Raw genomic sequence first — 15,077 nt, forward strand, 5'->3', positions numbered from 1 at the left:
ACAAACTCCCTGCCGCGGAACAGCGGGCACTGCCTGACGAAGACAACCTGGTGGCGGCCCTGGAGTGGGCGGAACCGAACAACGAAACCATCAAAGGTCTCTGCTACGCACACCAGCAATGGTGCCGACGGTGTGCGTGGGGCCAGACGGCAAATGTCCCGACGCTCGCGATGCAGTGTCGGGACATTCTGCGTCTTGACGCATAGGGCCGCACACCCTAGGTTCCGGTTGCCCTACTTCCTCTCAGGAAGCATGTCCTCCGGGCCTTCCGTCTCCGCTGCGGTGTCCTCGTGATTTGCAGGCGATATCGTCAGCTCGTCTGATCCCGTCGACTGACCGCCTACGGGTTCAGACAGAAGGTAAGCACGTGCTTCCGAGCGGAATCCAGAGTCAAGCTCGGCCGAAGCCACGAGGAAACCACACACGTCGGCAGCCAACTTAGCAGCTACCGGATTGAACTCCTCCTTAAATGCGTGACTTAGAGTGATTCGCCGTTTCGCGGCCATTAGCCCTGAGGCTGCTTCTATGTACCTAAGGGCTGTTTGGATCTCGCTTGGCCGACGGAGCAGCCGCGTGACGAGTTCGCGCAGGTTGGAGTAGTAAGGGGGGAGGTGGTCTAGTTCGCCGGTCCCTGGAGGAGCGACCTTTTTTAGAAGTTCGGCGGTCTCTTGCTTTTCCCGGAGGTTTACTGCACCTCCAAAAATGTATTCCTGCAAGCCCCTGTCGGGGTCACTTAAGAAAGCTCCTCGGATGTGTGCAGTAGCCTTGATGAGCGAAAAGAGGTAGAGCCAAGCGCAATCGAGAACCAATGCCAAATGTATCGGGTTGCGGTAATCGAGATGTCTTGCGGCTTCTTTCAGGTGCGCCACCAGTTGAACCGGGTTGCGATGTTCCTGGTAGACCCAGTAATCAAATTGACGATATTCCGTCAATCCATCCAAGCGTCTGTCAAGGGAGTTGAAGGCAGCTTGGCTTTCGGCAACGAGTTTGCGGTCGAACAGGACGTCCAGGACTTCAGATGCATCGGATCGGTACAATTGCTGCATACGAAGCAGGTCCGATGATGGCAGGACGGTTATCCCTAGACGACTCGAAAGTTGGCGCGTTGCATCGTTTACATCGTGCTCTCTGACAAGCATCACTTGGTCGGCACCGAAAAGGTCTGCAACGCCCCGTGCCCAAAACATGCGGGCCGTGGGCTTGTCGCGGCGACCCGATTTACAGTCGGCAATCGTGGTCGTCAGCCGGTAGCTTTGTGAAAGGGAAACTCCTAGGACGTCGAGATCGGTAAATGACTCTGCTCCGCTGGAACGTTGCAGTCCGTATGACCCTGACTTTGGCTTCGGGTCGGCTCGAAGCTCTACATTCAGTCTCGTGCTTTGCCCCATGCTCCAAAGAAGAGCCCGGACACCTACCTTGAGTCCCAAGTCCAACTCACTCAAAGCGGGCTCCTTCCCATAGCCTTCTCGAAGATCTTTTCAAATTCCTTGGGCGACGGTTGAGCGGAGATCCGAAGTCTTTGGCTTGTCTGCATCGGCGCCTGATAGTCCTTCCCGGCCGTGAGTATAGTTCTGGCGACTGCGTCATCGACGCGATGCTCAACTAACTCTCCATGAAGGATGAGGTCTCGAGCGAGTTGAAGGGCCTCCCGATTATCTTCAGTGTCGACAAATCTTGGAGTGACCCAGCTCCCGCCAGGGCGGGTATCAGGATCAAAAACAAGTAGTCCTGCATTGCGCATCAGTTCGTACTGCCGCCTGTGTGCGCTATTTGGATTCAGGAATCCTCGGTTTGGATCTAATAGCTTGTCTATTACGTTGATGAGGCCAGAGGCGGACAACGTATTGTACTCACCGTAGTGCTCCGCGCACCGGAGGCAGGCAAGAACGGCCAAAGCCTTATCGAGGACAGGCTTCCGTGATGTGAGGAGCCGTTGATCTGCGGCGTAGGGCAATGCGGCAAATGCCTGTAGTTTGCCGTCAGGTAGGCGTACCGATGCGGCCATGACGAGGCCATTTGCCACTGCACCGTGCAAAAGCGGGTACTTCGTCGGATCGAGTTCCAGGCCTTGACGAGCTCTGACCGCAGCAAATTCCTCGATTAGACGGTCGGGTCCATGGGCTGTTACCAACGAGTCGAGCAGCTCTGGATTTTCAAAGCCAAAGAACGGCGAATATGCCACGTCGCCATCAATTGTGCGCAGGGTTCTAATAAGGCCTGCTCCAGATGCGACGTCCATAAGCTGAGGGATATCTGAACGATCTAGACCGTATGCGCTTTCCAGCTCCTCTAGGGCAACTGGCTTCTTGGCTAGGCCGTCAACCACAATCAACAGCTGCTGTTCAAGCTCAGTTGGTGAGCGATTCCGCCAAGCGCCACCAAGGAGGGAATACAGGTCGTCGTAGTATGGAACAGTTTCCGTAAATGTGGTGATCTTGCCCCCGCGCCGCTGGACGCCTTGGACAAACCCAGCTTCTTCCAAGACACCGATGACTTCGCCAAAAGAGAGCAAGTTGACATCCAGTTGGTGCGCGGCAACTTGCATAAGGGCCTGCGCGTCAACGATGACGTCATGGCCCCGAATCAAGCCACCCAAAGTTGCTGCCATGCCGACTAGTCGTGTGTCGTTTAGCGGTGCCAACAGAGGAGCGTTCGGATCCAGGTTGCGAAGGCCTGAGTGAACGTCTTGACAGCGCAGTCCCTCATCAAACTTTTTCAAGCTCCACTACACTTTCCGGCGACGCCGCCCACACATCGGATCTTGCTACGAAACGTGATCATATAGTCCAGGGGCCTGGAAATGGGCCTGTGACGGACATTCTTGGCGTTCTTCTGCTTGAAGGGGTGGTTTCGCTGCGCCGAGCCTGAGGGGCGGAACCCGTTTCATTGCTGAATTCAGGCTGAGACCGTCCACGGTACCAAAGCTTTCGATGGCCGACTCTATGCAGCCGGCACCAAAGGCGAAGCGCCAAGCTGGGCACTCTTTTGTTGGAATTCGTTCAAATTAGATTTTCGATGACCTTGCGTGTAGACCTAACCTGGAAACGATCCTGGATCGGCGGCTTCCAGCAACCGATTGACCAAAGCATGGAATTGCTAGCCAAGGCCCTTCGACTGGGTCGTGGTTTGGAGAGGCACCCACGAGGAAAGGCGTCGGAAGCTGCGTCCCGCCGCCTAAGGTAGGACCACCGCCCACGGTTACGCAGGGAGATTGGAGATGGCTAGTGGCTGAAGTTGATCAAGCTCCGGAAAATGGGCAGAGGCCGTGCTTATTGTGCGGAACGCTTGACGATCCCACGGTCGAACACATCGTTCCTCAGGCGCTCTGGAAGCGCTTCGGCCTCGACCCAGATCACGATGACCTTGCGCGGTTCCGAACGGATCTCTGCTACCAACATAATCAGGCCACCAGCGCACTCCACCAGCGACCCCAGATGCTGGATCTTATCGAAAAGGGCACTCCCGTCACGAAAAAGACGCTGCAGCATCTCGGCGACTGGGCCATTTGGGTGACGCTGCTGCTCAGTCTTGCCCGCGGCTCGGGGGTACTCGGTGCAGACGCCAGCCGCAAGATGCTCCGCGGCCGGTTCGATAAAGATTCCGGCGGCGGTACGCCCAAAGGTTTCCGGGTGTACGCCGCGGGGATCGATGACACCGCCGAGGCTGCAGAAACGGACATCAAGCCCTACGTTCTGGCACTCAGGGGCGACTCACGTGTCTTGCTTCGGGACGATAAACCCATCGGGTTCAGCGTCCAAGTTGGTCCGATCAACGCCTCGGAAGCGATCCGGCTCGGCAAGATCGCATTGCTTGTCTTGGGTCCGACCCACGAGTCCGGCGACGATCATCAGGCACGTCTCGACAAAGCCGCAGCCCAAGTCGGCCTGGAGCGAATTTGGCCACTGAATGATGCCCTGCCAGCGCTGGGGCCAACCCAAATCAGCATGGCTAACGTCAGTCGCCTGTTCACGGTGATGCCGATCGGTGCGGACCACTCATTGATGCCCAAAGTGCTTCAGGAAATGCACGCTAGAGAGACCTAAGCCGAGGGTCCCAGATAAGCTCTTTGGAAGTGGTTGCCTTGAGTAACTATGCATAAAGTCAATTATCGATGTTTTAGCATTCATGACAGTATTTGCAGGCGCACGTGGCGGACTCAAGGCCTATCAGGACTCGATCCGTCTTCCCATCGACAAATTGGTCCGCCAGCTTCGCGACATCCTGGGTGCAAAGCTGGTCACTACATCGACTCCGTAAAAGAAGCCCGGGCCGTGGGCCAGTGGGCCGACGGCGAACGGAAGCCTTTGGATGACGAGACGAAAACCCGGCTGCGCCAGGCTTTCCACGTCGCATCCTTACTCACCGAACGAGACCCCAGTGCTGTGGTCTAGGAATGGTTCCAAGGCCTGAACCCACAGCTGGACGATGTACCGCCGGCGCGGCTGCTCCGGGAAGGAAAAGTTGACGAGGCCGTACAGCAGGTACTTGCCGGTGCCCGGTTTGCATCAGTCGGCTAAAGGATGTAGCCGAACGAGCTGGCGAATTAGGTCGACGAAGATATTCGACTCTCCCTGGAGCGAACTCTGGTCGGATGTCCTGGGCGCGGCCGTGATCAGCCATAGGATTATTTGAATGGAGGAAATTATTCATGCAGACAAATGATTCCCACAGAACCGAACCTCCTGCCCGCCCTGATACGGCGAACGGTCCTGGCGGGGGCGATGCCGCGGAAGCCCAAGAAGATCGGGCCCCAGTTGGGCTGATTCCTTTGGTTCCGCGACTTGTCGATGACCAGCACAGTGTTTATGTGCGGCATCTGAAGAATGCACTTACGGGGTCGGATCGAGATCTTTACCGCAACATCGCCCTGACGGGAAGCTACGGTTCTGGTAAGAGCAGCATCCTGCAGTCGCTCGACGGACCGAAAGTCCTCAACCTCTCGCTTTCTACACTGGGCGACGAGCCTCCGGTGGGGCAGAACGGGGCGCCTCCGGTTTCGAAGACCAATAGGATTCAGAAGGAACTCGTTAAGCAGCTGCTCTATCGTGAGGACCCCTCGGATGTCCCGGACTCCAGGTACCGGAGAATCGGGTCCTTCAAATTGGTTCGGGAAGCCAGTTTGGCAGTATTTTTCGCGGCTGGCCTGGTGTTGCTGGGATATCTCACCCGCTTCACGGATCGCCTTGTGAACTTCGCGGGCAGCGACCCGGCCGCGCGGGTTGGCATGCACGTGGCATTGTTCATTTTCCTGGCTTTGGTGGTCTTCCTGGCCCGGAAAATTTTCCACAACAGGTTTTGGATCGAGAAGTTCGTCGCCGGCCCGGCAACCGTCACCTTGACCAGTTCCGGCAGCTACTTCGATGAGTATCTAGATGAAATTGTGTACTTCTTTGAGGTGACGGACTACGACGTCGTGGTTTTCGAAGACATCGACAGGTTTGAAGACCCACACATCTTCGAGACGCTGCGCGAGTTGAACACCCTGCTGAACAATTCCAAGCAGCTGCGCCGGAAGATCCGTTTCGTTTATGCCATTAAGGACAGCATCTTCGAACAGCTCGGGGCAATCGACCAAGACACTCCGTCGATCGGTTCTCTCCAGGACAGCGAAACTTCCCCTGCTCTGGACCAGTCGGCTGACGTTGCCCGTGTCGAGATTGAACGGGCTAACCGAACGAAGTTCTTCGATCTGGTCATTCCTGTCGTGCCGTTCATTACCCATCGGAGCGCGCGTGATCACATGACAGACGTACTGACTGGATCAGGCCTGGATATCGACCCACACCTTGTCACCTTGGTCTCTAGATACACGGCTGACATGAGGTTAATCAAGAACATCCATAACGAGTACGTGGTCTTCCGCGAGCAGCTTCTCCTAGCGGAAGGTCATTTGCCGGGCTTGAAACCGGAGTCGGTGTTTTCGATGGTCGTTTACAAGAACATTCATCTGTCGGACTTCGAAGACATCCGGACGGGTTCCAGTCAGCTGGACAAGCTCTACGGGTACGGCCGGGATCTGGTCACCGAAAACGTCAGAATGATCGATGAGGAAATCCTCAGGCTCGAACAGAGGCTCCGCCACATGGACGCAGCGGCCGAGGTGGCTAACTCTTTGGGTGAGCGCTTGGATCAGTACATCCGCCGTGTTCTGCGGCACTCAGGCCTCAGTGCCGCGTTCCAGGTACAGAAGGGCGCGGAAACGCTCAAACCGGAGGATCTGAGGACCACGAGCTTCTGGGAGTCCTTTACGGAACGGCAGCAGCAGCTGCTGGTACCCATAAACTCGCATGAACGCAAGGTCTTCACCTATATGGACGTGGTAGAAGAGCTGGGCGCGGACTTCGTCCCCGAACGCTGGGAGAAACACGAGCGGGCCAAAGCGAACTCCAGATTGGCTGCTATCCGCAAGACGAGGGCCATGCTGCTGCGGGCTGACATGGCCGATCTGATGGAGAGGCCGGAAACCTTGGCGGTGGATAGGCAAGCCCTGACATTCGCAGAACTGGCGTCTAGGAATTTAGGGTCACCGCTAGCGCGCGATCTCGTCGCTTCCGGCTACATTGACCAGAACTTCTCTCTGTACGCTGCCCAGTTCCTCGGCGTGTACATCAGCCTCCAGGCGATGAACTTCCTCCTGCACAACGTTCAGCCCAACCGTATGGACATCAACTTCTCGTTCTCATCGTCGAAGGAAATCGAAGCAGTTCTAGACGAGGCCGGTGAATCGTTTCTTCACGACCGAAGCATCTACAACCTCGCGATCATGGATTACCTACTGTCCCGCGAGGATCCTCGCTGTGAGGATGCGGTTCGGAAACTCTCCGCTCCGGGAACCGACGAGCAGATGTTTCTAAACGCCTACCTTGCGCGAGGGAACCAGCGTGAAGCCCTCTACCGACGAATGGCTAGGTATTCCGCCGGTATCTTCGACACTATTGTCAACGGCGATAGCATCCCAGATGACATGCGTGCACCCCTCTTCAGCGCCGCCATGTCAGGTTATCGGCCTGAGATCGGCTACACGATGGACGAGTCAATAGCGGTCTTCGTCAAGGGCAACTACGAAGCATTGAACGTCCTGACCGTGACTCAGGACGAACCGGAACGGGCCGCAGCAGCCATCGCGGTCCTGACACTGCTGCAAGTGCAGCTGGGGTCATTGGCCCCGCTGAACACTCAGATTCAACGTGCAGCTGTGGCTGGTAGCCTCTACGACCTCACAGTAGAAAACCTCATCACCGCTCTCGGCGGCCAGGAGGACCTCTCCCTGGACGCCATCAAAGACAAGGATCCCAACGTCTACTATTACGCTCTGGTCCAAGCAGAACGGTATGTCCCTCTTGTGACCAACGAGCCGGCGATCTCGCCTACAGTTAGGTCCCAGTCCCGATTCATCGAGATCCTCCGGGACGTCGCGGAAAGCAACGGCCCCGCTGTGCCTTTGGTCGCCCGGCACGCCTCACCTGACTGTGTTGTCAAGAACATCGCGGAGGTCGACATCGCCCTTTGGCCGGCTCTGGCATGGGAGAAAAGGTTCCCACCGACTTTCGCCAATCTCGATGCCTACGTGGAAGGGAACGGCGGCATCATTGACGAAGCCCTAGCCGTCGTTCTGCAGGCCGCCGGCAGCGTCCAGGACCACGAGGGCGTGGAGGAGGAAATGAAGGCGAACCTTGCCATTCTTATCCTCAACGCGGCCGCAGTCCTGCCGGACCCGGCCTTGCGAGTCCGGCTAGCTGACAGTCTAGCGCTCAAGAATTACGTTAACGTCACCCGTATCGCGGTCGAACCCGGAAGGTTCCTAGGGCTCATGATCGGTGAACGAATCATCGATGACACAGAGTCATCCTTCGAACCTGCCATTGGTTTGGACTGGCCTACCCGGGAGTTCGCGATCGGTCGGTCCGGTGCTTTCCTGGAGTACATGACGCCACGGCACGTGCCGGCTGAAGATCTTGGACTGTTGCTAACCAGCAAAACCGTTCCTGCGGAGGTGAAGGGCGCAGTAGTCATGAGACTTGCGGAATTCGGTCCGGGGGCCTCCCGGTCAGCTCTTTCAGAGGCAGCCAGCTACGCGACGATGACAGGGATCGCCCTAGATGAAGCAGCATTCCGTGTCCTGGCTGAAGGAAAGGCCGACCCCGGGACCATTGTGGGCTTGCTCGAACCCTTCCTTGAAACCTTTGGCTACGATGCCGTCGAAGAAATCATGGTGCTGATGGGGCGGCCGTATTCGAGTCTTGCAATCCGGGCCGGCCAGCATGTGGTGCTCCCCAGGAACCGGGAGCATCTGGCCCTTGCAAGGTTCGTCGAAACTCACGGGAACGCGAAATCGGACAACTGGGACAAGGAAAAACCAGAACTGAGGATCTACATGAAGAGAAGCTGACTGGCACGGCACCGCCCGGGCGCGACGTGTGGCGCTGGCTGGCGAGAAAGCCGTCGATCATGGCTGGTTCCGCTTCTGCCATGGTTGGCTGTGCTCAGGGCATGTGCTGCAGCAGCCACAGTGAAGAGGGTTCGTTCATCGTCTGTAGCCCGGGGCGCGGTCCTGCCGCTGGCCGGAGTTGTCCTCGGTGCGTCTTTCCCCGCGCCGGGTTTGTTCTTCTGCGCGGCGTGCCCGGATCTTTTCCAGTGCTTCGTTCACGGTACCCCGGCCCCGGCCTTCACCGGAGGTAGGCGCTGCGGATTTGGCCCGGTTCTCGCGGACCTTCCGGACCAGGGCGGCGACGCGTTCGGCGCGTACCTGTTCCGGGCTGAGCTGGCTTTCCGCGCCGCAGGCTTCTTGCAGATGATCAACGACGTGTTCGGCCGGGGTCGGGGTTTCCTTCACGATCGCCTCGACTTCGGCGGCTTCGGCCAGCAGCGCAGCATCCGTTTGCGCCAGGGGCTTCCTTGCGGTCTGGGCGCTGTATTTGTGCATGACTGTGACCCGGGCGGTCAGCTGGCACCGATACCCTTTTCCTGATGGTTGACAGGGACGGGCAAGGTTTCGGAGGCAGGGAGACGCGGTAGGTGGAGATCTCTACTGCGAGCTGGCGCCATTGTTCCAGCCGCGCCGGGTCGGACGGCACCGGCCCCAGGGCTGCAGCCCATGCGGGCAGGTTGATCACGAAGTTCGGGGTGTTGAGGTAGAAACCGTCCCAGCGGTCCTGCCACGAGCCGCCGAGTTCGCCCCGCCGGTCCAGGACCACGTGTTCGACACCGGCCTGGCCGAGCCAGTAGCTCATCGCGAGCCCTGCCTGGCCGCCGCCAACGATCAGGGTGTCGATCCGCTCTGCTCCGGTGTGGGTGGAACGCCCGGGTTCCATGGCTGATCTTTACGCCTGGCGGTGTTTGCGGGGGAGTGGTTACTGCGCCCGCTTCTCCGCCCTGTCCCAATGCGCCCGCAGCATGTGTGCCAGGCGGACAGGCTCAATCCGGTGCGGCGGGTCGAAGTGGTGGCGGTCCTCGAACACTTCAAGCCGGAAGTCCCGGAAAACCTTGGAGAGCCGCTCGGCCACCTCGCCGTAGTCCACCGGGTTGCTGAGCCCACCGAGGGCCAGGAACACCGGCCGCGGGAAGGACGCCAGCTTGTCGCGGTCAAGGGCGTAGTCCTTGAAAGTCTGCATGAACGCCCGGATCCCCGCGGGCCGCGTGCCCATCCACGGCGGCGGGTCGCCGGCCGGCGGAGGCGGCAGGACGACGTCGGGCTTCACGCCCAGGCGCATGAACGCGGACATGAACTGATCCGGCGGCAGCAGGTCCAGCTCGTCGTACTCCTCCCACAGCCGGGTGTGCTCGGGGCTCCAGTCCCAGCTGCCCGCCCACGCCGGCTCCAGCAGCGCCAGGCTCTGCACGCTGTCCGGATGCTGCGCCACGAACGCCAGCGCCACGGCACCGCCGCCCGAGTACCCGAGCAGATGGAAGCTGTTCCACCTGCGGGCATCGGCTTCGCGGAGGATGCCGTCGATCTCGGTGTCCAGGGTCCAGCCGGGCGGGGGAGCGTCGCCCGCGTACAGTTCAAGGTCCGTGGCGACGGCGTTCACGTCCGGGCCCAGCGCTTGGATCAGTCCGCTGTAGGCCGGCTCCGCCGGAAGGACACTGCCGGGAAGAAGGATGACCCGCTTCGGCTCCATGACAGCACTGTACGCCCGGGGATGCGCGCAGGGGAGGCCGCCCAAGCAAAGCGGAGCCAAACCCTAGCCAATCCGCCCCGGTCAGGAGCAGACTTTCACCCAGCGGGTCCCGACCCGGGGCTCTCAGCAGAAGGGTTGATTGATGTTCAAGAGACTTGTCGCCTCTTTGGCCGTCGTGGGAACGGCGCTCACCGCTTTCCTGACGGGCATCCCCGCCGCGCAGGCAAGCACGGGCGGAACTCCCGACGGAGAGCTGCACCCCAGCGTCGGCATGATCGTCTTTTACGACGCCGACGGCCGCTTCCGGTGCAGCGCCACCCAAGTGTCCCCAACAGTTCTTCTCACCGCCGCGCACTGCACGAAAGGCACCCTGGGCCTCACTTTGGTGACCTTCGAGTCGGTGATTGCGGAAGCACCGCCGTCGCCCCTTCCGGCCGCCGCAGACCCGAGCAAGGGCTACACGGAAGCGGACCTGGCCGGCTACGCCTTCGGCACCGCCTACGCCCACCCCGCCTACTCCGACTTCACCGACCTGAAGAACTGGAACGACGTGGGCGTGGTGGTTTTGAGCAAGCCGCTCGATCACGCCACCTCTGAGCTGGCGCCACTCAACCGCCTGGACCAGATCGCCTCCGGACAGCTGAACAAGACCATCTTCACCGGCGTCGGCTACGGCACCGAGGTCCGCAAGCCGGACGAAGGCCCGCAAAAGCCTTCGCCCATGAGCTACCCGCTGATCCGCCGCTGGTGGGAAGTCCCGGGCCAGAAGCTCACCCCACAGATCCTGCAGGTGAACGGCAACCCCAACGACGTCCGCGGCACCGGCGGCAGCTGCTTCGGCGACTCCGGCGGCCCGCTGTTCCTGGACAACCAGATCGTGGCCGTCACCAGCTATGGGTACACCGCCAACTGCCGGTACCTGGACGGCTACCAGCGCGTGGACATCCCCGTGGTGCAGGATTGGCTGGCCGAGTTCGGGGTGACCCCCTGACGAACGGTGGGCCAACGATGGGGGAACAGTTGCAAATTACCCCTAGCCATCCGCTGAAACCTCTGTAGACTGGACCGTGTTGTTGTGTTTGGCATTTGGTAGTTCAGGCAGTTCCCGCGGCATTCCGCCGCTGATCTTCTGAAGTAACGGTGGAGAACACCCCACACCGGAGGCCCGACAGTCGGGACAACCCTCCACCTTCAGTAAGGAACTGAATTCATGGCTACAGGTATCGTCAAGTGGTTCAACGCCGAAAAGGGCTTCGGCTTCATCTCCCCGGAAGATGGCAGCCAGGACGTTTTCGCCCACTACTCTGCAATTAACTCCACGGGCTACCGCTCCCTCGAAGAGAACCAGAAGGTCTCCTTCGACGTCGAGCAGGGCCCCAAGGGTCCCCAGGCAGTGAACATCCAGGCTCTCTAAGCTTCGGATACACAAAAAGCAGGGCCGGTCGTTTTGAACGACCGGCCCTGCTTTTTGTCTTCTGCGCTATTCGCAGCCGATTCCGTCGTGGTCGCCGTCGAGGCGGTAAATATCACTTCCCACGACCGTAACCGGTCCCTGCACGTAAGCAGGGCCGTTGCCGCTGCCACTCGCACAGTCCACATCCGAGGCAATGGGTACGCAGTCTCCCGCGTAGTTCGGATCGCAGTTGGATTGCGCGGCTTGCTGCTGGGCCGCTGCCTCCGCGGCTGCCTGGGCGGCCGCTTCTTCAGCTGCCCGTTTCTCGGCCGCGGCCTGCTCAGCCGCCGCTTTTTCGGCTGCCGCCCGTTCTGCGGCCGCTTTCTGAGCTGCAGCCTTCTGGGCAGCGAGCTTCTCAGCAGCGGCTTTCTGTTCGGCGGCTTTCTTTGCTGCAAGCAGGGCGGCGGCCGTTCGCTCGTCAGTGAGTTTCTTCGAGTCCGCCGCTTCCATCCAGACCAGTAGGCCCGCCCGGTCCTTAGTGCAGATATAGCTGGTGTTGCCCTGTGTCTCTGCAGCCTTCTCCTTCGGGCAGCTCGTGAGTTCGATGCTGGCCTCACTTGGCGTGGCTGAAACACTCGGTGACTGGCTTGTCGAAGCTGACGACGTGGTCTGCTTTGGTGCTGATGCCAGCGGAGAGCAGCCGGCGATGAGAAGGGCCAGTAGAGAAATGACCGCGACGGCGCGGTACCGCCCGTTTTGCAGCCCAAATTTTTCCGCGCAGAAGCGCAGTCTCGTGATATTCATTTTTGCCCCCATGGCGAATGATGCTGAACGTGTCCGCAGAGAGTAGCAATCGCATCGGGACAGGGGAAGACAGACGATATAAGTCGTAGTGGGTTACTGCTTCTCGCCGCGGCCAGGAACCTTAGCGCTTTGACTCTGCGGGTGTCCGCACATTCGTCGACGGGACTGGAGCAGACGTACCCAGCCCCCGCACGGTCCATCCTGCGGCTTCCCAGGCGGCAGCGTCCAGGACGTTCCGAGCGTCCAGCACCGTCCGGCGTCGTACGAGCGACCCAACGGACTCAGGCGAGAGCGAGCGGTATTCATCCCACTCGGTCAGCAGGAGAACCAGCTCGGCGCCTTCCAATGCCCGGGACACGGAGGACTCGAAGCGCAGCTGCGGGTAGCGCATCCAGGCGTTGTTGATCGCCTTGGGATCGGTGACGGTGACGTGCGCGCCGGCGGCGGCCAGCTGCAGTGCGACGTCCAGGGCGGGGGAGTCGCGGATATCGTCCGTGTCCGGCTTGAACGCAGCGCCTAGCACGGTCACGGTGCGGCCGGACAGGTGACCACGGCACAGCTCCCGTGCGATCTCCACAGTGCGCGAACGCTGGCCAAGGTTGATCGAATCGACAACACCCATCCACTCGTCCACGGACGGAACATCCAACGCACGGGCCTGCGCCCGGAAGGAACGGATGTCCTTGGGCAGGCAGCCGCCGCCGAACCCAAGGCCGGCGTGCAGGTACCGGTTGCCGATGCGCGGATCCAGGCCCATCGCCTCGCTCAGCTCAGTGACATCGGCGCCCGAGGCGTCGCACAGCTCGGCCATCGCGTTGATGAAGCTGACCTTGGTGGCCAGGAAGGCGTTGGCGGCGGACTTGATCAGCTCCGCCGTGGCAAAGTTGCAGACGAGCCGCGGGATGCCGGCGCTGATCAGCGGCGCGTACACGGCGTCCAGGGCCTCCGTCACCGGCACACCCTCAGCCGATGAACGGCCGCCGGGCACACCGTAGACCAGGCGGTCCGGCACGAGGGAATCCTTCACGGCCGTGCCCTGCCGCAGGAACTCCGGGTTCCAGCCGAGCAGCACATCGGGCCGGCGGGCCAGCACTCCGCGGAGCATGTCCACCGTTCCCACGGGAACAGTGGACTTGCCCACGACGACGGCGCCCGCGGCCAGGTGTGGCAGCAGGCTCTTCGTGGCCGCGATCAGGTAGGACAGGTCCGCGGTGTCCGAGGTCTTGGACTGCGGGGTGCCCACGCACAGGAAGTGCAGCGACGCCGACGCCGCGTCCTCGAAGTCGGCGGAGAAGCTCAAACGCCCGGTGGCGAAGCCGTCCTTGAGGAGCTCGTCCAGGCCGGGCTCATGGAACGGGGCGAAGCCCTTGTTCAGGTGCGCCACTTTCTGGGCGTCGACGTCGATGCCCACCACGGTGTGGCCCATCGAGGCGAGCGTGGCCGCGTGCACGGCGCCGAGGTAGCCGCAACCGATGACGGAAATCTTCATGAGGCAAGTCCTTTGCTGGAAGTCAGGGGTGAGGGCGAGGACAGCGGAGGAAGTTCCGCGAGTTCCTCGCCGGCGATCACGGATTCGTAATGGCGCACCAGTTCGGCACTGAGCGCGGGCCACGTCCGGCCCTGGACCGAGGCCAGGGCGGCGGCTCCGAACGCGCGCCGCTTGGCGTCGTCGCCTACCAGGTCCTGCACATAGGCGCGAAGCTGATCAAGGGAACCGGGTTCGTACAGCCAGCCGGTGCGGGAGTTCTCCACCAGGTCGAGCGGACCGCCGCGGCCCGTGGCCACCACGGGGACGCCGGACGCCATGGCCTCCTGGATGGTCTGGCAGAACGTTTCGAATTCGCCCGGATGGACGAACAAGTCAAAGGAGGCCACGGCTTCGGCCAGGGCATCGCCGCCCAGGAAACCCGTGAATACCGCGCCCGGAAGGGCTGCTTCGAGCGCGGCCCGCTGCGGACCGTCGCCCACAACCACCAGCCGCGTGCCGGGAAGATCGGCAAGGACCGCCAGGTCTTCGACCTGCTTTTCGACGGCAAGCCGTCCGACATAACCGATGATCCGCTCACCGCCGGGCGCCGAAGCGGCGCCGGACAGGACAGAGGCGCGCCACGCCGTCGAGCGCTTGGCGGGGGAGAAGCGCGCGGTATCCACACCGCGCCGCCACATGCCCACCCGCAGGATCCCGCGGCCGCGCAACTGGTTCAGCGCGAACGTGGACGGGACCAAAGTCCGGTCGGCCAGGAGATGGATGTTGTCCACCCGGTTCCAGGCCCAGTTCTCCAGGAACGGCACGCCATAACGGCCGGCGTAGCTGGGAACCTCGGTCTGGTAGATGGCCACCGTGGGGATGCCGAGCTGGTGCGCCGCCTGCACGGCACGCCAGCCGAGCACGAACGGTGAGGCGAGGTGGACGACGTCCGGTGCGTAATCGGCAAGGATTCTCTTGACCCGGTTCACACCGCCCAACGCCACCCGCACATTCGTATACCCGGCCAGCGGCACGGAAGGGAGCCGGTGCACATAGGCGCCGTTCACGACGTCCGAAACGGCTGTGTCCGACGTGGACGGCGCAATCACCATCACCTCGTCGCCGCGTTCCTGCAGATGTTCCAGCACCCGCAGGATGGAGTGCGTAACCCCGTTCATCAGCGGCAGAAATGATTCAGCGACGATAGCGATCCTCACCCCTCCACGGTCTGCGGGCCGGCTGACCGAACGGGGGAATGGGCGTGACGCCGCGGGAAAGCTTTGGTTAACAGATA

Annotated in this window: 11 protein-coding genes and 1 pseudogene; 4 read left to right on the forward strand and 8 right to left on the reverse strand. The window is 60.9% G+C overall.

The genetic code is table 11. The annotated features are described in order from the left end of the window. Positions 1-233: 233 nt before the first annotated feature. On the reverse strand, positions 234-1,442 hold the full coding sequence (locus BIU82_RS19710) for a hypothetical protein (RefSeq protein ID WP_139146600.1): 1,209 nt from the start codon (positions 1,440-1,442) through the stop codon (positions 234-236). Beyond that, complete coding sequence (locus tag BIU82_RS19345) at positions 1,439-2,608, reverse strand: hypothetical protein (protein ID WP_253182769.1); 1,170 nt, start codon at positions 2,606-2,608, stop codon at positions 1,439-1,441. Before BIU82_RS19345 ends, BIU82_RS19710 begins: the two co-directional genes overlap by 4 nt. A 616-nt stretch (positions 2,609-3,224) precedes the next feature. Here BIU82_RS19345 and BIU82_RS12475 point away from each other — a divergent pair. Continuing rightward, positions 3,225-4,043 (forward strand): hypothetical protein, encoded by an 819-nt coding sequence (locus BIU82_RS12475; RefSeq protein WP_074466439.1) that lies wholly within the window; start codon positions 3,225-3,227, stop codon positions 4,041-4,043. Positions 4,044-4,807: 764 nt separating this feature from the next. Then, a complete protein-coding gene (locus BIU82_RS12480) occupies positions 4,808-8,389 on the forward strand; it encodes a hypothetical protein (protein ID WP_139146601.1) in 3,582 nt (1,193 codons plus the stop codon). Between the two features lie 135 nt (positions 8,390-8,524). Here BIU82_RS12480 and BIU82_RS12485 read toward each other — a convergent pair whose 3' ends face one another. From BIU82_RS12485 to BIU82_RS12490, 3 genes and pseudogenes are all read right to left on the reverse strand, one after another. Beyond that, positions 8,525-8,923, reverse strand: a complete 399-nt coding sequence (locus BIU82_RS12485) for a hypothetical protein (protein WP_070349781.1) — start codon at positions 8,921-8,923, stop codon at positions 8,525-8,527. Positions 8,924-9,098: 175 nt separating this feature from the next. Next, positions 9,099-9,311, reverse strand: a pseudogene (locus BIU82_RS20170) (NAD(P)-binding protein); the annotation flags it as partial. A 39-nt stretch (positions 9,312-9,350) separates the two neighbouring features. Then, positions 9,351-10,118, reverse strand: a complete 768-nt coding sequence (locus BIU82_RS12490) for an alpha/beta hydrolase (RefSeq protein WP_070349782.1) — start codon at positions 10,116-10,118, stop codon at positions 9,351-9,353. 142 nt (positions 10,119-10,260) lie between these two features. Here BIU82_RS12490 and BIU82_RS12495 point away from each other — a divergent pair, with 142 nt between their 5' ends. Beyond that, the gene (locus BIU82_RS12495; RefSeq protein ID WP_070349783.1) at positions 10,261-11,109 is read left to right on the forward strand and encodes a trypsin-like serine protease; all 849 of its coding nucleotides are present in this window, start codon (positions 10,261-10,263) and stop codon (positions 11,107-11,109) included. Positions 11,110-11,328: 219 nt separating this feature from the next. Next, positions 11,329-11,532, forward strand: a complete 204-nt coding sequence (locus BIU82_RS12500; RefSeq protein WP_070349784.1) for a cold-shock protein — start codon at positions 11,329-11,331, stop codon at positions 11,530-11,532. Positions 11,533-11,598: 66 nt separating this feature from the next. Here BIU82_RS12500 and BIU82_RS20045 read toward each other — a convergent pair whose 3' ends face one another. From BIU82_RS20045 to BIU82_RS12515, 3 genes are all read right to left on the reverse strand, one after another. Beyond that, complete coding sequence (locus BIU82_RS20045) at positions 11,599-12,327, reverse strand: hypothetical protein (protein ID WP_253182770.1); 729 nt, start codon at positions 12,325-12,327, stop codon at positions 11,599-11,601. A gap of 109 nt (positions 12,328-12,436) precedes the next feature. Beyond that, entirely contained in the window at positions 12,437-13,804 is a 1,368-nt protein-coding gene (locus BIU82_RS12510) for a UDP-glucose/GDP-mannose dehydrogenase family protein (protein WP_070349785.1), read from the reverse strand. Then, positions 13,801-15,000, reverse strand: a complete 1,200-nt coding sequence (locus BIU82_RS12515) for a glycosyltransferase family 1 protein (protein WP_070349786.1) — start codon at positions 14,998-15,000, stop codon at positions 13,801-13,803. Before BIU82_RS12515 ends, BIU82_RS12510 begins: the two co-directional genes overlap by 4 nt. Positions 15,001-15,077: the final 77 nt, after the last annotated feature.

Source organism: Arthrobacter sp. SW1, from assembly GCF_001766675.1.
Taxonomy (GTDB): Bacteria; Actinomycetota; Actinomycetes; order Actinomycetales; family Micrococcaceae; genus Arthrobacter.